The 19,396-nt window shown below is 59.0% G+C and carries 19 protein-coding genes; 7 read left to right on the plus strand and 12 right to left on the minus strand.

What is annotated here, in order from left to right:
• Window positions 1-250: 250 nt before the first annotated feature.
• Together KGP24_RS08455 and wrbA are read right to left on the minus strand one after the other, a co-directional pair.
• The gene (locus KGP24_RS08455) at window positions 251-478 is read right to left on the minus strand and encodes a YccJ family protein (protein ID WP_008499832.1); all 228 of its coding nucleotides are present in this window, start codon (window positions 476-478) and stop codon (window positions 251-253) included.
• Window positions 479-498: 20 nt separating this feature from the next.
• Window positions 499-1,095, minus strand: coding sequence for an NAD(P)H:quinone oxidoreductase (gene wrbA / locus KGP24_RS08460; RefSeq protein WP_023335210.1), 597 nt, complete (start codon window positions 1,093-1,095; stop codon window positions 499-501).
• A 390-nt stretch (window positions 1,096-1,485) separates the two neighbouring features.
• Between wrbA and KGP24_RS08465 the strand changes: the two genes are divergently transcribed.
• Both KGP24_RS08465 and KGP24_RS08470 read left to right on the plus strand, forming a co-directional pair.
• A complete protein-coding gene (locus tag KGP24_RS08465) occupies window positions 1,486-1,659 on the plus strand; it encodes a general stress protein (RefSeq protein ID WP_024909630.1) in 174 nt (57 codons plus the stop codon).
• Between the two features lie 117 nt (window positions 1,660-1,776).
• On the plus strand, window positions 1,777-2,700 hold the full coding sequence (locus KGP24_RS08470) for a DMT family transporter (protein WP_223563006.1): 924 nt from the start codon (window positions 1,777-1,779) through the stop codon (window positions 2,698-2,700).
• Here the strand turns inward: KGP24_RS08470 and rutG are convergent.
• Genes rutG through rutA form a run of 7 tightly spaced genes read right to left on the minus strand, consistent with a single transcriptional unit; the run spans window position 2,688 to window position 8,122 of the window.
• Window positions 2,688-4,010, minus strand: a complete 1,323-nt coding sequence (rutG, locus tag KGP24_RS08475) for a pyrimidine utilization transport protein G (protein WP_223563007.1) — start codon at window positions 4,008-4,010, stop codon at window positions 2,688-2,690. The two genes, KGP24_RS08470 and rutG, sit on opposite strands and share 13 nt — an antisense overlap.
• Before the next feature lie 21 nt (window positions 4,011-4,031).
• Window positions 4,032-4,526, minus strand: a complete 495-nt coding sequence (rutF, locus tag KGP24_RS08480) for an NADH-dependent FMN reductase RutF (protein ID WP_072049966.1) — start codon at window positions 4,524-4,526, stop codon at window positions 4,032-4,034.
• A 9-nt stretch (window positions 4,527-4,535) separates the two neighbouring features.
• A complete protein-coding gene (locus KGP24_RS08485) occupies window positions 4,536-5,126 on the minus strand; it encodes a malonic semialdehyde reductase (protein WP_223563008.1) in 591 nt (196 codons plus the stop codon).
• Window positions 5,127-5,135: 9 nt separating this feature from the next.
• Window positions 5,136-5,936 carry a pyrimidine utilization protein D gene (rutD, locus tag KGP24_RS08490; protein WP_223563009.1) on the minus strand — a complete coding sequence of 267 codons (801 nt, stop codon included), beginning with the start codon at window positions 5,934-5,936 and terminating at the stop codon, window positions 5,136-5,138.
• Between the two features lie 7 nt (window positions 5,937-5,943).
• Window positions 5,944-6,330: a pyrimidine utilization protein C gene (rutC, locus tag KGP24_RS08495; RefSeq protein WP_010429508.1), complete on the minus strand. Its 387-nt coding sequence runs from the start codon at window positions 6,328-6,330 to the stop codon at window positions 5,944-5,946.
• A gap of 11 nt (window positions 6,331-6,341) precedes the next feature.
• Window positions 6,342-7,031 carry a pyrimidine utilization protein B gene (rutB, locus tag KGP24_RS08500; RefSeq protein WP_223563010.1) on the minus strand — a complete coding sequence of 230 codons (690 nt, stop codon included), beginning with the start codon at window positions 7,029-7,031 and terminating at the stop codon, window positions 6,342-6,344.
• On the minus strand, window positions 7,031-8,122 hold the full coding sequence (gene rutA / locus KGP24_RS08505) for a pyrimidine utilization protein A (protein ID WP_223563011.1): 1,092 nt from the start codon (window positions 8,120-8,122) through the stop codon (window positions 7,031-7,033). Before rutA ends, rutB begins: the two co-directional genes overlap by 1 nt.
• A gap of 245 nt (window positions 8,123-8,367) precedes the next feature.
• Here rutA and rutR point away from each other — a divergent pair, with 245 nt between their 5' ends.
• Window positions 8,368-9,006, plus strand: coding sequence for an HTH-type transcriptional regulator RutR (gene rutR, locus KGP24_RS08510; RefSeq protein WP_023311087.1), 639 nt, complete (start codon window positions 8,368-8,370; stop codon window positions 9,004-9,006).
• On the opposite strand, the gene KGP24_RS08515 is transcribed toward rutR, so the two are convergent.
• Window positions 9,003-9,398 (minus strand): lysozyme inhibitor LprI family protein, encoded by a 396-nt coding sequence (locus KGP24_RS08515; protein WP_223563012.1) that lies wholly within the window; start codon window positions 9,396-9,398, stop codon window positions 9,003-9,005. The genes rutR and KGP24_RS08515 overlap by 4 nt on opposite strands.
• A 51-nt stretch (window positions 9,399-9,449) precedes the next feature.
• Entirely contained in the window at window positions 9,450-13,412 is a 3,963-nt protein-coding gene (gene putA, locus KGP24_RS08520; protein ID WP_223563013.1) for a trifunctional transcriptional regulator/proline dehydrogenase/L-glutamate gamma-semialdehyde dehydrogenase, read from the minus strand.
• A 422-nt stretch (window positions 13,413-13,834) separates the two neighbouring features.
• Here putA and putP point away from each other — a divergent pair, with 422 nt between their 5' ends.
• Window positions 13,835-15,343, plus strand: a complete 1,509-nt coding sequence (gene putP / locus KGP24_RS08525) for a sodium/proline symporter PutP (protein WP_198885140.1) — start codon at window positions 13,835-13,837, stop codon at window positions 15,341-15,343.
• Between the two features lie 117 nt (window positions 15,344-15,460).
• Window positions 15,461-15,880 (plus strand): DUF3574 domain-containing protein, encoded by a 420-nt coding sequence (locus tag KGP24_RS08530; RefSeq protein ID WP_223563014.1) that lies wholly within the window; start codon window positions 15,461-15,463, stop codon window positions 15,878-15,880.
• Between the two features lie 73 nt (window positions 15,881-15,953).
• Here KGP24_RS08530 and KGP24_RS08535 read toward each other — a convergent pair whose 3' ends face one another.
• Window positions 15,954-17,138, minus strand: coding sequence for a nucleoside transporter C-terminal domain-containing protein (locus KGP24_RS08535; protein ID WP_054830147.1), 1,185 nt, complete (start codon window positions 17,136-17,138; stop codon window positions 15,954-15,956).
• Between the two features lie 251 nt (window positions 17,139-17,389).
• Here KGP24_RS08535 and efeU point away from each other — a divergent pair, with 251 nt between their 5' ends.
• Both efeU and efeO read left to right on the plus strand, forming a co-directional pair.
• A complete protein-coding gene (efeU, locus tag KGP24_RS08540; protein WP_223563015.1) occupies window positions 17,390-18,223 on the plus strand; it encodes an iron uptake transporter permease EfeU in 834 nt (277 codons plus the stop codon).
• Window positions 18,224-18,263: 40 nt separating this feature from the next.
• The gene (gene efeO, locus KGP24_RS08545; protein ID WP_223563016.1) at window positions 18,264-19,391 is read left to right on the plus strand and encodes an iron uptake system protein EfeO; all 1,128 of its coding nucleotides are present in this window, start codon (window positions 18,264-18,266) and stop codon (window positions 19,389-19,391) included.
• The last annotated feature ends 5 nt before the right edge of the window (window positions 19,392-19,396 follow it).

The raw sequence follows: 19,396 nt of genomic DNA on the forward strand, positions 1-19,396 counted from the left end.
GAGGGGCATGTCATGTACGGCCACGGGCAGGAAGGATCGGATTTTGGCTTTTGGAAGGATCATCTGTATCTGTTGCCGAAGTTGATGACTCGATGAGGGATAGTATAATTTTCATCTGTTTGGCAGCCCATCTACATCAAAACATAAGAAGCAAGGGAATACCAAACATAGGAAGGATTCAAAAAATCCTCCGGCAATGGCGCCGGAGGATGTGTGTATTAGAGACTGCCCGCATGGCGGGGGGAAACGCCTAGACGTTTTTACGTTCGATGGTTTGCTCGCCCCAGAAGAGCGAGTCTTTATCCGTTTTTTCGAAGGCGCGCACCAGCACCTCATCGTTACCTTCCTCCCAAATCTGCTCGGCCAGCTTTTCATCGTATTTCGCGACTTCAAAGATAGCTTCGGCAATCTCCGGAGAGGTGTTGCGTAAACTTGCCCATTCGCCCACGTGGTGAGCTTTGGATTCTTGAGTTGGCATGCTTGTCCTCCTGTTGGGTGTTAGCCGTTCAGTTTTTTGGCCAGACCCGCGACGTATTCACCCTGATAGCGGGCGATAGCCAGTTCTTCATTGCTTGGCTGACGTGAGCCATCCCCACCGGCAATGGTGGTTGCGCCGTACGGCGTGCCGCCACGCACCTGGGAAACGTCAAACAGCTCCTGCGCGCCGTAGCCAATCGGCACAATCACCATCCCGTGATGAGCAAGGGTAGTCCAGGTTGAGGTAATCGTCTGCTCCTGACCGCCGCCGGTGCCGGTAGAGCTGAATACGCTGGCGAGTTTACCGTAGAGCGCCCCGGATGCCCAAAGCCCGCCGGTTTGATCGAGGAAGGTACGCATCTGGCCCGACATATTGCCGAAGCGGGTCGGGGTGCCGAAGATGATGGCATCATAGTCAGCCAGCTCCTGTGGGGTAGCCTGAGGCGCGTTTTGCGTTTTACCGCCCGCTTTTAAAAACGCCTCGGCATTCATGGTTTCCGGTACGCGTTTCACCACAACCTCAACGCCATCAACCCTGTTTGCACCTTCTGCTACCGCGTGAGCCATGGTTTCGATGTGTCCATACATGGAATAATAGAGCACCAGAACTTTTGCCATTTTGCATCACTCCTCGTTGGTTTTTCTGACAGCGGATCGCTGCGTTCTTTTAAAGATATGTCATCACGGCCAGACTGCAAAAATGAACGGCATTTCTTTGATTTATAACAATATGATGACAAGAAGGCGTTGTAGCAAAATGAAACAACTTTTAGGCGGTGGATTTTTGAAATGATAAGAAAGGCTTATGCATCCCCGTCGCGTCATCTCACCCGAAAGGCTGAGTTCATGTTGCAGAATATTACCTGCGGCTTGCCGGATAGCGCCATTCCACTAAGCTTAGTTTCACGCGGCACGGATAAATGCACTGTCCTTGTGTTGCGAGGTGAAAGAATCCTCTTTTACTGAATGCAATATGATGTCTAATGTTTCACATTCTGGAGGTTAGAGATGGCAAACCATCGTGGTGGTTCTGGTAATTTCGCAGAAGACCGTGAAAGAGCATCAGAAGCAGGCCGTAAAGGTGGGCAGCACAGCGGGGGCAACTTCAAGAATGACCCGCAACGCGCATCTGAAGCTGGCAAGAAAGGGGGCAAAAACAGCCACGGCAGCAGCAGTAAGTAACCCGCCGGGTTGAACCCCTGCCGCCGGGATCTCCCGGCGGTTTTTTTATTTCTGCAACATTGAACTGTAACCAAAGGCAACGCACACTAGTGAATTGATCTTAGCTGCGAGTGCCCCATGTCTGTCTCACGCTTCAAATTCTCCGTTAAACCGCAGGAAGCCATCCTCATTCTCATCACCATGTTCTGGGGCGGGACGTTCCTGGCCGTTCAGTACGCGGTAACCCTCAGCGATCCGTTCTTTTTTGTTGGCCTGCGCTTCGCGACGGCGGCGCTTGCCGTGGGGCTGATTTCGCTTAAAACGCTGCGGGGGCTGACGCTGAAAGAGCTTAAGGCCGGCGTGGCGATTGGGGTGGCGATAGCGATGGGCTACAGCCTGCAGACGTGGGGATTGCAGACCATCTCCAGCAGCAAATCCGCGTTTATCACCGCCATGTATGTGCCGCTGGTGCCGCTGCTGCAGTGGCTGTGCCTGGGGCGGCTGCCGGGGTTGATGTCCTGTATTGGCATCGTGCTGGCGTTTATCGGCCTGATCTTACTGGCCGGGCCGGAAAACAACCTGCTGGCGCTGGGGCCGGGCGAAATTATCACCCTGATTGGGGCGATTGCCATTGCGGCAGAAATTATTCTGATTAGCGCCTGGGCGGGCAAGGTCGACGTTAAGCGGGTGACGGTAGTGCAGCTCGCCACGGCGTCGCTGGTGGCGTTTGCGACGATGGTTCCGGCAGGGGAGTCCGTGCCGCCGATGTCCACCGGCCTGGTGGTGGTGGCGCTGGGGCTGGGTATCTTCAGCGCCATTATCCAGGTCACCATGAACTGGGCGCAGCGCAGCGTATCGCCAACCCGCGCCACGGTGATTTATACCGGAGAACCGGTCTGGGCGGGGATTTTTGGACGCATTGCAGGTGAACGTCTGCCGCTGCTGGCCCTGGTGGGCGCGGCATTTATCGTCGCCGGGGTGCTGGTGAGCGAGCTGAAGCTCAAGCGGAAGAAAAACGCGCTGTCGGAAAATGACAGCGCGACGTTAAATCACGAATCCTGATGCACCACGGCGCCCTGCGTTGCGGCAGCCATCCGGCGGCTCAGCAGGGCGTTAAGCAGGATCGCCCCGAAGGTCGCCGTGCCAATCCCGCCGATCGTAAATCCGCCCAGCGTCAGGGCAAAATCGCCCGCGCCCAGCACCAGCGTGACCGCCACCATAATCAGGTTGCCGTTCTGGCTAAGATCGACCCGATGCTGCACCCATATACGCGCGCCGGCCACGGCGATCAGCCCAAACACCACAATAGATGCCCCGCCGATGACCGGTGATGGAATCGTGTGGATCAGCGCGCCGAATTTCGGCGAGAAGCCGAGCAGCATCGCCATCACCGCCGCTGCGACGAAGACCAGCGTTGAGTAGACTTTGGTCACCGCCATCACGCCGATATTCTCGGCATAGGTGGTGACGCCGCTGCCGCCGACAGAGCCCGAAAGCATGGTTGCCAGCCCGTCACCGACGAACGCGCGGCCCATGTATGGATCCATGCTGCGCCCGGTCATCCCCGCGACCGCTTTCAGGTGACCTAAGTTTTCCGCCACCAGGATCACCGCCACCGGTGCGATAAGCATCATCGCCTGGGTGTTAAAGGTGGGCGAGGTTACCTTCGGCAGGCCGAACCAGGCGGCCTGATGAAGCAGCGTAAAATCAACCGGCTTGCCGAGGCCAAAAACGTTCGCCAGCAGGGCGTAGACCAGACAGGCGACAATCAGCCCGACCAGAATCAGCAGACGCTGGATCATCCCCCGCGTGAACACCGCCACCAGGCCGATGCACAGCACGGTGATCACCGCCATCCAGCTTTCAAACGGCGAGGCGGAGACGCTCCTGACCGCAATCGGGGCGAGGTTCAGGCCTATCGCCATCACCACCGCGCCCGTCACGACGGGGGGCATCATTCGCTCGATCCAGCGCGTGCCGATTTTCATCACCACCAGACCAATCAGGGTGTACACCAGACCGCAGGCGATGATGCCGCCGAGGGCCACGCTCAGGTTGGGGTTGATTCCCTGGCCGTTAAACCCGGTGGTGGCGATGACCACGCCCACAAAGGCGGCGCTGGATCCCAGATAGCTGGGCACGCGCCCGCCGGTGACGAAAAAGAACAACAGCGTGCCGATACCCGACATCAGAATAGAGAGGTTGGGATCGAGTCCCATCAGCATCGGCATCAGCACCGTCGCGCCAAACATGGCAACCGCGTGCTGGACGCCCATCACCATCGTCTGCCCGAGCGGGAGGCGTTCATCCGGCGCGACCACGCCTGCGTCTGTGGAGGTCGATTTCAACTGCCAGTGGGGAAATCCGAACATGGTCTGTCTCCTTAAGGCGGGTTAACAGGCGGGTCGCATAAGCGCGTGGTAGCCGCGGTCAAACCACACCAGCCCTTGCGGCGCGGGGTGGCGGATAATCGAAACAATGTCGCAAAACAGAATGTCGTGGGTGCCGACGCTCACCACCTGACTGATGCGGCAGTCAAACGAGGCCAGCGCATCCTCCAGGCGCGGGCAGCCCGTGTCGCCCGTCTGCCAGCGTGCGGCGGCGAAGCGTTCCTTCATCGGCGTTTTCCCGCCAAACAGGTTAGATAAAGGCTCCTGTCCGGCGCTCAGGGTATTCACGCACAGCGTTCGGTTTTCGCTAAACGTTGGCCAGACGGACGCGCCGCGGTTCAGGCACACCAGCAGGGTGGGCGGTGAATCGGTGACGCTGCACACCGCGCTGGCGGTGAAGCCCGCCATCCCCGCCGGGCCGTCGGTGGTGATGATGTTGACCGCCGCGCCAACGCAGGCCATGGCGTCGCGAAAGGTTTGTTTATCCGGTGTCGTCACGATCGCTCCTTACGCCAGCCCGCAGGCATCGTCGAAGTTCAGACGCGGCAGGCGCCCGTAAAGTTTGCCCGGGTCGCCGTAGCCAATGTTGATCAGCAGATTGCTTTTGAGCGTCGTGCCGGTGAAAAAGGCCTCGTCGACCTTTTGGCGGTCGAACCCCGACATCGGGCCGGTGTCGAGCCCCAGGGCGCGACAGGCAAAAATGAGGTATGCAGCCTGCATTGAGCTGTTGCGAAAGGCGGTCTCTTCCGCCAGCGCGGGGCTTGCGGTAAACCAGCTTCTGGCATCGCCGTGCGGGAACAGTTCAGGCAGGCGCTCGTAAAATTCACCGTCCCAGGCGACAATCGCCGTGACCGGAGCGGTAAGCGTTTTCTCCAGGTTGCCGCTGGAGAGCGCCGGGCGCAGCTTCTCTTTTCCCTCTGCGCTTCGCACAAACACAATCCGCGCCGGGGAGCAGTTGGCGGACGTGGGCCCCCATTTCATCAGGTCGTAGATTTCGCGCAGCGTCTCGTCGCTGACGGCAATATCCTGCCAGCCGTTATGGGTGCGGGCGCCGGTGAACAGCGTTTCCAGCGCGGCGGGCGTAATGGCTTCGTTCATTAAAGCTCCTTATAAAGCGGGTTCCGTGCTGTGCAGCAGGCTGGCAAGCCCGTTCAGCAGCAGAGTGTTAAAGGTATCCGGCTCGGTGACGTTGCAGGCATGCCCGCCCTGGCGCATCACCACGCTGTGGCTGTGCGGGATTGCCGCCTGCAGCTCGGACGAGCAGACCGCGGGCACCAGCATGTCGTCGGCGGAACAGATGATCTGTACCGGGCAGCGAATGCGCGCCGCATGGCGGCTGAAGTCGGCCTTTTTCAGGGCGCTGAGCCTGTGCAGCAGGTTGGCTTTCCCCTGAAAATGGGCCAGCGCCAGCGCTTCTTCGGCCTCCAGGCGGGGGGCGCGGGCGGCCATCCAGTCCGCCGGATAGAGAAACAGCGGCTGCGCCTCAACCCATGCCTGTGCGCCGCCGTAATGCAGCAGGCGCTCGCGGATCTGAAAGCAGCGGCGGGTGTGGGCGTTGAGGGTCAACCAGCCGTTGACGCACACCAGCGCGGTGAGGGCGTCGGGCCTGTCGAGGGCCAGCTGCAGGCCGACCAGCGCCCCCAGCGCGTGACCCACGACGCTGTAGCGGGCAATCCCGGCATCAGCCAGCGCCTGGGCCAGTTCGTCCGCCATCTGCGCAAGGCTGTACCCTTCCGGCAGGGTGGCGGGGTTATTGCCCGTTCCCCGCTGGTCATAGCACACCACCTGATACTCCGGCTCCAGCGCGGCCAGCTGGGGCAGCCAGTAGCTGCCGCTGCCGCCGAGACCGGAAATAAAGACCACCACGGGTGCACCCTCGGACGGGGGCGGCGAGACGGAAAGTTTCATTCCTGCCTCACTTCGCGATGTGCGCAACGGTGGCGATCTCAACCAGCGCCTCTGGCTTCACCAGCCCGCACTGAATGCAGAACCGAGCCGGTTTATCGCCTGGGAAGAACTCGGCGTAAATCTCGTTAATCGCGGCGTAGTTTTTCCAGTCGGTGATAAAGATGCTGTTGAAGGTCACATCCTCCATCGTGCCACCCGCCGTTTCGATCACGGTTTTGATCGTCTCCAGCACGTGGCGGGTTTGCGCCTTTGGGTCGTTGATAAACACCACGTTGTTGTCTTTATCAAACGGCAGCGTGCCGGAGACATACACCACGCCGTCGGCGAGGGTGCCGGGAACAAACGGGGCAATGGGCGTGCTGGTGCCCGGCGGAATAATCACGGATTTTGGCATCTGGTGTCTCCTCAGGCGATACGGGCGAGCGGGGGAGTCAGGGCGTCGCAGAAATCATTGACGTTACTGACCCAGCCAAAAAAGGTTTCGATATTGAACAGGGCCGCTTTCTGGGCGAATTCCGGCCCGGCCTGATGGGTTGCGTCTTCCAGCACCACGCCAAAATACTCGAGGAAAAAGCCGTCGCGCAGGGTCGACTCCACGCAGACGTTGGTGGCGATCCCGGTAAACACCAGATGGCGAATGCCCCGGCTGCGCAGCAGGCTGTCGAGCGGGGTGTTGAAAAAGCCGCTGTAGCGCGGTTTGGGCAGGACAATATCGCCCGCCTGCGGTACCAGCTCATCTACCAGCTGATAGTCCCAGCCGCCCTTAGCCAGCAGTTTGCCCTGCAGTTCGGGCCGCTTGCGCATGGTTTTCAGGGCGTTCGACTTGTGGAAGTTGGGCGAGCCGGGGCCGCCGGCCTCGACGTACTGGTCATCCCAGCCGTTCTGGAACCAGATGATGAGCATGCCCGCAGCGCGCGCGGCGGCGACGGCGGTTTTGATGTTCGCGATCACCGGCTGGGTGGCGGAGACGTCGAACCCCGCCAGATCCAGATAGCCGCCCTGGCTTGCGTAGGCGTTTTGCATGTCCACCACGATCAGCGCGCTCTGCTGTGGCGCAAAGGTGATGGCTTCCGGGCGTGCGTTAAGAGTGGTCATTACGCCACCTCCTTCGTGACGGCAGGGATGTGGGCGCGGCACTGCATCAGCGGCTGGATGCGCTCGCCGAAGGTTTCTACGCCGGTGAGGAAATCATCGAAGGTCAGCAGGACGCCTTCCGCGCCGGGCACGGTCGCCACTTCGTCAAGCATTCTGGCGACGCTGGCGTACGAGCCGACCAGCGTGCCCATGTTGATATTGACCGCAGAGGTCGGGTCGGCCATCTGGCGAACGTTGGTATCTGCCCCGGAGCGGGTATCCTTCTGGCTCTGCTCGGTCAGCCAGTTCAGGGCCTCCTCGTCGGCACCATCCTTATAGCGCTCCCATTTGGCGCGCGCGGCGTCGTCGGTTTCGTCGGCAATGACCATAAACAGCACGTAGGAGCCCACGTCGCGCCCGGTTTTATCGGCGGCCTCTTTCATCCGCGCGGCGGTCGGGGCGAAGGCGGCAGGCGTATTCACCCCTTTACCGAAGCAGAAGTTGAAGTCGGCGTATTTGGCGGAAAATTCCATCCCCGCGTCGCTTTGTCCGGCGCAAATCACCTTCATCGGCACCGACGGCTGCGGGCTGACGCGGCAGTCGTTCATGGTGAAAAAATCGCCCTTGAAATCGCTTTTGCCGGTCCCCCACAGGTCGCGCAGCACCTGCACGTATTCGGTCAGGTAGTCGTAGCGACGCGAGAAGTAGTCGTCACCCGGCCAGAGCCCCATCTGCTCGTACTCCGGTTTTTGCCAGCCGGTGACCAGGTTGACGCCAAAGCGCCCGCCGGAGATCGAGTCGATGGTGGAGGCCATGCGCGCGACGATTGCCGGGGGCAGGGTGAGGGTGGCGGCGGTGGCGTAGATTTGGATCCGCGAGGTGACCGCGGCCAGCCCGGCCATCAGGGTAAAGGACTCCAGGTTGTGGTCCCAGAATTCGGTTTTGCCGCCAAAGCCGCGCAGCTTGATCATCGAAAGCGCAAAGTCGAAATGGTAGTGTTCCGCTTTCTGCACGATGGCTTTATTGAGCTCAAAGGTCGGCATGTATTGCGGTGCAGTGGTCGAGATAAGCCAGCCGTTGTTGCCGATGGGTACAAATACGCCAATTTTCATCACGAACCTCTCTTCATTACGTCGCAGGTGTAACGATGTTTTTGCAAAGGCAGTGCCAGTTTTGAAAATGGCTGTGTTATTAATGTGTTAATTAGAAGTTGGTGGATTGATGCGGCTAAATGTGGACTAACTGGTCAAAAACATTGCACAGAAAACAGGCATTCATGCGCGATCGGAGTGCAGGATGTCGTGGGGAGACGGGGGTTTTGCTATGCTGAGGGCAACGCAGAATAAGGAGAGCGGGAATGACACAAGGCGCAGTGAAAACACCAGGTAAACGTTCGCAGGCGGTGAGCGCCAAGAAGCAGGCGATCCTCAGCGCGGCGCTGGAGACTTTTTCGCAGTTTGGTATTCACGGCACGCGCCTGGAGCAGGTGGCGGAGCAGTCCGGCGTATCCAAAACCAATCTGCTTTACTATTACCCGTCGAAAGAGGCGCTCTATGTGGCGGTGATGCAGCAGATCCTCGATATCTGGCTGGCGCCCCTCAAAGCGTTCCGCGCAGAGCTGGCCCCGCTGGTGGCGATCAAAGAGTATATTCGCCTGAAGCTGGAGGTGTCGCGCGATTACCCGCAGGCGTCGCGACTGTTTTGTCTTGAGATGCTGCAGGGCGCGCCGCTGCTGCAGGCGGAATTAACCGGAGATTTAAAACAGCTGGTGGACGATAAGTCGGCCATTATTGCCGGATGGGTCGCCAGCGGAAAGCTGGCCCCGGTCGACCCGCATCATCTGATCTTTATGATTTGGGCCTCCACCCAGCATTACGCTGACTTTGCGGCCCAGGTTGAGGCGGTGACCGGTAAAACGCTCCAGGACGAGGCGTTTTTCCACAGCACCCTGGAAAACGTGCAGCGGATGATTATCGAAGGGATCCGCCTGCGCTAGTTCCCCGGCGGGAGAGGGCAGCTTAAGTCGCCCTCTTCACACTGCATCAGCGAGGCCAGAAACGCTTCGCGCTCCACGGTTTTTTCCGCCAGGCACTGGTTAACAATCATTGGCTGGACGCTCCCGCCTTCCGTCCCCGAACCGATAAACGCACAGTCCGCGTCGCGCAGGGCAATCCAGGCCTGCTGCGCCTTTTTCAGCAGCTCGCGCTGGGGTGCCGCCGCACGCTTAACGGCGGCCTGATAGGTCTGGTTGAGCTTTTTATCGGCAGCCTGGTACTGCTGCGCGCTACAGCTATTCAGCTCAAGCTGGGTGGTCGCTTTGTCGCACTCGTCGGCCAGGGCGCTGGCGCTCAGCAGCAGTGCCGCACTGGCGATAAGATATCGTTTCATATACTCCCCAATAAAATAAGGCTCCGTCTCCGGAGCCTTATTAGCACAGCGTTAGCCTATTGTCATCAGGCTGGCGTTACCGCCTGCCGCCGCGGTGTTGACGCTGAGCGAGCGCTCCACGTACAGACGCTCCAGCAGCAGGTTGGTTTCCCCGCGCGCAAAGCCCTGCACGGAAACAATCGCCCCGCTGCGGGCCGCAACCTGCTCGCACAGTTCGCGCAGCTGATCGGAATCACCGTGGTAGATCGCCGCATCAAACGGCTGGGTCAGCAGGTTATCGGCTTTCGCAAAGTGAATGCGGGCCGAGACCGCCTTCGGCAGCTGTTTGGCGAGATCGCGATGCAGCGCATCTTCCGGCCACAGTACTTCACAACCGGTTGCCATCGCGGCGGCCAGCTGCACCAGCGCGTCCTGCTCGTTATCGGCCACGCACAGCACGCGCTCGCGCGGCATCAGCGTCCAGGTGTTGCGCTCGCCGGTTGGCCCCGGCAGCAGACGCTGGGTGCCCGCCTGCGCCAGCTCGCCGTACTGCCGGGCGACGGCACGCAGTTCAGGACGTTTTTCCGCCCATGTGATGAGAGCCTCCAGCGGCTGCGTCAGCACGGTTTTAAGCTGCGCATCCACCGGATAGTCCGCATCCTGGCGTGCCAGGGTGACGCCCAGGGCGTTCTCCGGACGGTTCGCCAGCAGACGGTAAAGGTAGAGCGGACCGCCCGCTTTCGGACCGGTGCCGGAAAGGCCTTCGCCACCGAACGGCTGTACGCCCACGACCGCGCCAACCATGTTGCGGTTGACGTACAGGTTGCCCACTTTGGCGCTGCCGGTCACCTGCGCGATAGTCTCGTCGATACGGGTATGCACGCCGAGCGTCAGGCCATAGCCGGAGGCGTTGATCTGCTCAACCAGCTCGTTGAGGTTGTTACGGTTGTAACGCACCACGTGCAGCACCGGGCCGAAGACCTCTTTTTTCAGCTCGTCGAAGCTTGCCAGCTCAATCAGCGTTGGCGGCACAAAGGTGCCGGTCCGCCATTCGCGGGCATCTTCGCTGTTCTCGCGCACCGCCTGGAACACCGGACGGCCTTTTGCGCGCATGGCCTGAATATGGTTTTCGATGTTGGCTTTGGCTTCCGCGTCGATCACCGGCCCGATGTCGGTGGTGAGACGGCCCGGGTTGCCCATACGGCATTCGGCCATCGCGCCGCGCAGCATCTTCAGGGTGTGGTCCGCCACGTCATCCTGCAGGCACAGCACGCGCAGGGCGGAGCAGCGCTGACCGGCGCTGTCGAAGGCGGAGGCCAGCACGTCGACCACCACCTGCTCGGTGAGCGCGGAGGAGTCAACGATCATGGCGTTCATGCCGCCGGTTTCCGCGATGAGCGGGGTAGGACGACCCTGCGCATCCAGACGGGTGGCAATGTTGCGCTGCAGCAGAGAGGCCACTTCGGTCGAACCGGTAAACATCACGCCGCGCACGCGGTTATCGGAGGTCAGTTTGGCGCCCACGGTTTCACCGCGGCCCGGCAGCAGCTGAACCACGCCTGCCGGCACGCCGGCTTCCAGAAGAATATTGATGCCCTGCGCGGCAATCAGCGGGGTCTGCTCTGCCGGTTTTGCCAGCACGCTGTTGCCAGCGGCAAGCGCGGCGGCAATCTGGCCGGTGAAGATCGCCAGCGGGAAGTTCCACGGGCTGATACAGACGACCGGACCCAGCGGACGGTGGGTTTCGTTATCGAAATCATCGCGCACCTGACCGGCGTAGTAGTGCAGGAAGTCGACGGCCTCGCGCACTTCGGCGATGGCGTTGCTGAAGGTTTTACCCGCCTCGCGCACCAGAATGCCGATGAGCGACTGCATCTGATCTTCCATCAGCACCGCCGCGCGCTCCAGAATCGCGGCGCGCTCCTGCGGCGGCGTGGCAAACCAGATTGGGGCGTTATTTACCGCGCTGTCCAGGGCCTGATCCACTTCCGCTTCGGTGGCTTCACGCACGTAGCCGACGATATCTTTTGGCTCTGCCGGGTTAATGACCGGCTGCATTTCACCGTCAGCAACCGGCTGCTCCAGAATCGGTTTGGCCTGCCACTTCTGCAGCGCGCTGTTGAGCAGGGCAGAGGAGAGGGACGCCAGGCGGTGTTCGTTGGCGAGATCCAGACCCGCCGAGTTAACGCGGCCCGCGCCATAGAGTTCGCGCGGCAGGGCAATTTTCGGATGCGGCAGGCCAATCTGGCCTTCCTGCGCCGCCATCTTCTCAACGGCCTGCACCGGGTCGGCTACCAGCTCGTCCAGCGGCAGCGTGGTGTCGGCGATGCGGTTAACGAAGGAGGTGTTCGCCCCGTTTTCCAGCAGACGACGCACCAGGTACGCCAGCAGGGTTTCATGAGTGCCCACCGGAGCATAGATACGGCATGGGCGGTTCAGCTTGCCGTCCGCCACTTTCCCGGTCACCTGCTCGTACAGCGGTTCACCCATGCCGTGCAGGCACTGGAACTCGTACTGGCCCGGATAGTAGTTCTGCCCGGCCAGGCTGTAGATCGCCGCCAGGGTGTGGGCGTTGTGGGTAGCGAACTGCGGATAGATCAGGTTCGGCACGCCGAGCAGCTTTTTGGCACAGGCGAGGTAAGAGACGTCGGTGTATACCTTGCGGGTATACACCGGATAGCCTTCCAGCCCTTCCATCTGGGCGCGTTTGATTTCGCTGTCCCAGTAGGCGCCTTTCACCAGACGGATCATCAGGCGACGGCGGCTGCGGCTGGCCAGGTCAATCAGGTAATCAATGACGAACGGGCAGCGTTTCTGGTAGGCCTGGATAACGAAACCGATGCCGTTCCAGCCTGCCAGCTCCGGCTCGAAGCACAGTTTTTCCAGCAGATCGAGGGAGATCTCCAGACGGTCGGCCTCTTCGGCGTCGATGTTAATGCCGATGTCATACTGGCGCGCCAGCAGGGTCAGGGACTTCAGGCGCGGGTAGAGTTCTTCCATCACCCGGTCGTACTGCGCGCGGCTGTAGCGGGGGTGCAGGGCGGAAAGCTTAATAGAGATGCCCGGGCCTTCATAAATACCGCGACCGTTAGAGGCTTTACCGATAGCGTGGATCGCCTGCTGGTAAGAGACCATGTAGGCCTGCGCGTCGGCGGCGGTCAGCGCCGCTTCGCCCAGCATGTCGTACGAGTAGCGGAAGCCTTTGTCTTCCAGCTTGCGGGCGTTTGCCAGCGCTTCGGCAATGGTTTCCCCGGTGACGAACTGCTCGCCCATCAGGCGCATCGCCATGTCCACGCCCTTGCGGATCAACGGCTCGCCGCTCTTCCCGATGATGCGGTTCAGGGAGCGGGAGAGGTTGGCTTCGTTATGGGTGGAGACCAGTTTACCGGTAAACAGCAGGCCCCAGGTGGCGGCATTAACGAACAGCGACGGGCTGCGGCCAATGTGGGAATGCCAGTTGCCGTTGCTGATCTTGTCGCGGATCAGCGCGTCGCGGGTGGCTTTATCCGGAATACGCAGCAGCGCTTCCGCGAGGCACATCAGCGCTACGCCTTCCTGTGAAGAGAGGGAAAACTCCTGCAGCAGACCCTGAACCATACCGGCACGGCCGGTAGCGGTTTTCTGGTTGCGCAGCTTGTCGGCTAGCTGATACGCCAGGCTGTGCGCCTGTGCGGCAATGGCTTCCGGCAGGCGGGCCTGCTCCAGCAGCATCGGCACGGCGTCGGTTTCGGCACGGCGGTAGGCGCCGGTAATGGCGGCACGGCTGACGGACTGCGGCAGGATCTGCTCGGCAAATTCAAGGAACGGCTGATGGTTCTCGTCGCCAGCGGCAGGCGCTTCCTCGCTTTCGTTCGCCGCACCGGCCAGCAGGGCCGGCAGCTCCGGCAGGCCCTCATCGCTCTCGAGTCTTTCGAGATAGTTAAAAATAGCCTGCTTGATTAACCAGTGCGGCGTGCGGTCAATGCGGGTTGCTGCGGTCTTAATCCGTTCGCGGGTTGCGTCATCCAGCTTAACCCCCATGGTGGTCATACCCATGCCAAAGCTCCTGTTGTTCTGTAATAGCGTTCTGTAGATAGCGTGAAATATCCACCATGTTGCAACTTTGTGCAACCGTGTTAAATGTGACCTGGTTTGCAACCCGGAAAATGAATGGATTGTTAATGAATGGTTAGCCGGAAAAACGCGCTGGCTTTTGTGGGGGAAGCCTGTTTTTATGCGGGAGTTAACACTTTTCAAAGGTGCAACCCGTAAAAGCGTGAGCGAGTGCAACCTATAGGAAACTCGTATCAAACCGGGGATGAAATTGATGTAAATGCAGTGTTAAATCGTTTGTCAGCGGAAGGCGCATACGGCAGGATAGCGCGCCCAACCGAAACACAAGATACATTCACCTCGTTCCGGTGATCATATAACAAGGCAGCCCGGATGGTTGTCGCTCGACATTTTGGAGAATTTGAATGGCTATTAGCACACCGATGCTGGTGACATTTCTCGTTTATATTTTTGGCATGATTCTGATAGGGTTTTTGGCGTGGCGTTCTACAAAGAACTTTGACGACTACATTCTGGGCGGTCGCAGTTTAGGCCCAATGGTGACCGCACTCTCTGCGGGCGCATCCGACATGAGCGGCTGGCTGCTGATGGGACTGCCTGGCGCGATTTTCATCTCCGGTATCTCGGAAAGCTGGATCGCCATCGGCCTGACCGTGGGCGCGTGGATCAACTGGAAGCTGGTGGCAGGCCGTCTGCGCGTGCATACCGAGGCCAACAACAACGCCCTGACGCTGCCGGATTACTTCACCGGACGTTTTGAAGATAACAGCCGCATCCTGCGCATTATCTCTGCGGTAGTTATCCTGCTGTTCTTCACCATCTACTGTGCCTCCGGCATCGTGGCCGGCGCGCGTCTGTTCGAAAGCACCTTCGGCATGAGCTACGAAACCGCCCTGTGGGCCGGTGCTGCGGCGACCATCCTCTATACCTTCGTGGGCGGGTTCCTGGCGGTAAGCTGGACCGACACCGTGCAGGCTAGCCTGATGATCTTCGCCCTGATCCTGACCCCGGTGATTGTGATTTTCACCGTTGGCGGCTTTGGCGAATCGCTGGAAGTGATCAAGCAGAAGAGCATTGAAAACGTCGACATGCTGAAAGGGCTGAACTTCGTGGCCATCGTCTCCCTTATGGGCTGGGGCCTGGGCTACTTCGGTCAGCCGCATATCCTGGCGCGCTTTATGGCGGCGGATTCTCACCACACCATCGTTCATGCTCGTCGCATCAGCATGACGTGGATGATCCTGTGTCTGGCGGGGGCGTGTGCCGTTGGCTTCTTCGGTATCGCCTACTTCAATAACAACCCGGCGCAGGCGGGCGCGGTCAACCAGAACGCCGAGCGCGTGTTCATCGAGCTGGCGCAAATTCTGTTTAACCCGTGGATTGCCGGTATTCTGCTCTCCGCGATCCTGGCGGCGGTGATGTCCACCCTGAGCTGCCAGCTGCTGGTCTGCTCCAGTGCGATCACCGAAGACCTCTATAAAGCTTTTCTGCGTAAAAACGCGAGCCAGAAAGAGCTGGTGTGGGTAGGGCGCTTTATGGTGCTGCTGGTGGCGCTGATTGCCATCGCGCTGGCGGCTAACCCGGAAAACCGCGTGCTGGGCCTTGTGAGCTACGCGTGGGCGGGCTTTGGCGCGGCATTTGGTCCGGTAGTTCTGTTCTCCGTCATGTGGTCACGTATGACCCGTAACGGCGCGCTGGCGGGAATGATTATCGGTGCGCTGACCGTTATCGTCTGGAAACAGTTCGCGTGGCTGGGCCTGTACGAAATCATTCCTGGCTTTATCTTCGGCAGCATCGGCATCGTGGTGTTCAGCCTGCTGGGTAAAGCCCCGTCTGCCTCCATGCAGAAACGCTTTGCTGAAGCAGACGCGCATTACCATTCCGCACCGCCGTCTAAGCTGCAGCCAGAATAATTTTTCTCGCTGTACAATCCAGGCCGGGTAAGCGCATGCGCTACCCGGCTTTTTTCTTGCCAAAATCCGTATTTTCCTGTGATATCCATGTGCTTATAAAAATGAGGATAGCGAAGCATGACAATCAAAACAGGGTTAATGGCGGCGGCACTATTGATGCTCGCTGGCTGCACCGTGCCATCGCAGCACGCGGCGGTAGAGACCTGCAAGGCGGATAACCAGATGCAGCAAACCACGCTCTATTTCGGCTTAAATCGTCCTGCCGGGGCGCAGATCGCCAGCAGCGAATGGCAGCAGTTTGTTGATCAGGACGTGACGCCGCGTTTTCGCGATGGCTTAACGGTGTTTGACGCGCGCGGCCAGTGGCTGGGGAACGACGGGAAAGTGGCGCGTGAACCCAGCAAAGCGCTGATGCTGATCCACGGTAAAGATGCGCAGAGCGAGAAGAACATTGAAGCGTTGCGCGGGATTTATAAATCTCGCTTCGCGCAGGAGTCGGTGATGCGCGTCGACCAGCCGGTGTGCGTGCAGTTCTAATAAAAACGGCGGGATAACCCCGCCGTTGTTGTTTTGTAGGCCGGATAAGCGAAGCGCCACCCGGCAAAAACACTTACAACACCAGCCCCGCAAAGCTCGCCGACAGCAGGCTCACCAGCGTCGCGCCGTACACCAGACGCAGACCAAACCGCGACACCACGTTCCCCTGCTGCTCGTTAAGGCCCTTAATCGCCCCGGCCACAATGCCGATGGACGCGAAGTTCGCGAAGGACACCAGGAAGACGGATAAAATGCCCAGCCCGCGCGGGGACATCTGATGGGCGATTTTTTGCAGCTCAATCATCGCCACAAATTCATTCGCCACCAGCTTGGTCGCCATAATACTGCCCGCGTTTAAGGCATCGCTCAGCGGAATACCCACCAGCCACGCCAGCGGATAAAATACATAGCCCAGGATCTGCTGGAAGCTCATGCCAAATACGCTGGAGAAGAGGGCGTTAACGGCGCTAATAAGCGCGATAAAGCCAATCAGCATCGCCAGAATAATCATCGCCACCTTAAAACCGGCCAGAATATACTCGCCGAGCATTTCGAAGAAGCTCTGGGATTCATGCAGTTTTTCCAGCCTGATATCCGGCTCCGCTTCCGGGCGCGCCGGGTTGATGACCGAGAGAATAATAAAGGTGCTGAACATGTTCAGAATCAGCGCCGCGACGACAAATTTGGCGTCGAGCATGGTCATATAGGCGCCGACAATCGACAGGGAGACCGTCGACATGGCCGTGGCCGCCATGGTGAAGAGACGACGAGAGGAGAGATCGCCCAGCACGCCTTTGTAGGCAATGAAGTTTTCCGACTGGCCGAGGATCAGCGAACTCACCGCGTTAAAGGATTCCAGCTTGCCCATGCCGTTCAGTTTTGACAGCAGCGTGCCGATGACCCGAATAAAAATCGGCAGGATCCGCCAATGCTGAAGAATACCAATCAGTGCGGAAATAAAAATAATCGGGCAAAGCACGCCGAGGAAAATGAACGCCAGCCCTTTTTCCCCCATTCCGCCAAAGACGAAATTCGTCCCTTCCGAGGCAAATTTCAGCAGTGACTCAAAGAAGCCGGAAACATATTTAATCAGGAATAACCCGCTTTCGGCGTGCAGGAAAAAGAACGCCAGCGCAATTTCAATAACAATCAGCTGTAAAACATAACGAATGCGAATTTTTCGGCGGTCGAAACTCACCAGCCAGGCGAGCGCAAGAATAATCACCAGCGCCAGCAGGAAATGGACGATTTTAAACATAATTAATTTTCACCAGGTGTTTGAGGCGGATATTTAGCCACAGGGCTGGTTAACCGTAAATGGGCATTTTTATTATAACTTATAAACTTAACGGTAACGTCGGCAACTATTAACAGGCTTTGCGTTTACAACTCGTCATCAAAACACCACACATTTCGCTTGTGTTTCTTTTCACCGTAATGATAATCACTATCACAAGAATTTACCTTTCTTTGCATCAGTTGACCGCGATAAACATTTAAGGTGTCGGCATGTTTGTTCCATTTCTCATTATGTTACGTGAAGGGCTCGAAGCTGCCCTCATCGTGAGCCTCATCGCCAGTTATCTGAAGCGTACCCAGCGCGGGCGCTGGATTGGCGTCATGTGGATCGGGGTATTCCTTGCCGCGGCACTCTGTCTGGGCCTCGGTATCCTTATCAACGAAACCACCGGGGAGTTCCCGCAGAAAGAGCAGGAGCTGTTTGAGGGTATCGTCGCCGTGATTGCGGTGGTGATCCTCACCTGGATGGTGTTCTGGATGCGTAAAGTCTCCCGCAACGTGAAGGTGCAGCTGGAGCAGGCGGTGGATAACGCGCTGCAAAAGGGCAATAACCACGGCTGGGCGCTCATTATGATGGTCTTTTTCGCCGTCGCGCGTGAAGGCCTGGAGTCTGTTTTCTTCCTGCTGGCGGCGTTTCAGCAGGATGTGGGTATCTGGCCGCCGCTGGGAGCCGTGCTGGGTCTCGCCACGGCCGTGGTGCTCGGTTTCCTGCTCTTCTGGGGCGGTATTCGCCTGAACCTGGGCGCCTTCTTCAAGTGGACCAGCCTGTTTATTCTGCTGGTGGCGGCAGGGCTGGCGGCAGGGGCGATACGCGCCTTCCACGAGGCGGGACTGTGGAACCACTTCCAGGACGTGGCGTTCGACCTCAGCAACGTGCTCTCCACCCATTCTCTGACCGGCACCCTGCTTGAAGGTATCTTCGGCTATCAGGAAACGCCGAGCGTCAGCGAAGTGGCGATGTACTTTATTTATCTGGTTCCGGCGCTGGTGCTGTTCGCTATGCCGCCACGTACCGGCTCGCAGGCGTCGCGCGTTACGCCATAATTTTTGTTTGAGTTACAACATACTTTTATAGGGAAGAGTCATGGCAATTCAGTTCCGTCGTAGTGCGTTATGCGCAGGCATTGCCGCGCTGTTCGCTTCCGCATTCTCCGCCTGGGGCGCGGATGTTCCTCAGGTCAAAGTGACCGTCAACGATAAGCAGTGTGAGCCGATGACCCTCACGGTGAACAGCGGCAAAACCCAGTTCATTATTCAGAACCACAGTCAGAAAGCGCTGGAATGGGAGATCCTGAAAGGCGTTCTGGTGGTGGAAGAGCGCGAAAACATCGCCCCTGGCTTCAGCCAGAAGATGACCGCCAACCTGCAGCCGGGCGAGTATGAGATGACCTGCGGCCTGCTGACCAACCCTAAAGGGAAGCTGATCGTCAAAGGTGAAGCAACGGCCGATGCGGCGAAAGGCGCTGCGGTGCTGAGCCTGGGTGACGCCATTACCGCGTATAAAGCCTATGTCACGAAAGAGACGGCGGACCTGGCGACGGCAACCAAAGCCTTTACCGATGCGGTGAAGGCCGGTGACATCGAAAAAGCGAAATCCCTCTATGCGCCAACCCGTCAGCACTACGAGCGCATCGAGCCGATTGCCGAGCTGTTCTCTGACCTTGATGGCAGCATTGATGCACGCGAAGACGATTTCGAGCAGAAGGCCGCCGATCCGAAATTCACCGGTTTCCACCGCCTGGAGAAAGCCCTGTTTGGCGACAACTCCACCAAAGGGATGGAGAAATACGCTGAGCAGCTGAACGGCGACGTGCTGGAGCTGCAAAAGCGCATCAGCGAGCTGGCCTTCCCGCCGTCAAAAGTGGTCGGCGGCGCGGCCGGTCTGATTGAAGAAGTGGCCGCCAGCAAAATCAGCGGTGAAGAGGACCGCTACAGCCATACCGATCTGTGGGACTTCCAGGCTAACGTCGACGGCGCGCAGAAAATTGTTAACCTGCTGCGTCCTCAGCTGCAGAAAGAGAACGGCGAGCTGCTGGCCAAGGTGGATGCCAACTTCAAAAAAGTCGACACCATTCTGGCGAAGTACCGTACCAAAGACGGGTTTGAGACCTACGACAAGCTGACCGATGCCGACCGCAACGCGCTGAAAGGCCCGATTACCGCCCTGGCGGAAGATCTCTCCCTGCTGCGTGGCGTACTGGGTCTGGACTAAGCACG

The organism is Enterobacter sp. JBIWA008, assembly GCF_019968765.1.
Lineage (GTDB): Bacteria > Pseudomonadota > Gammaproteobacteria > Enterobacterales > Enterobacteriaceae > Enterobacter.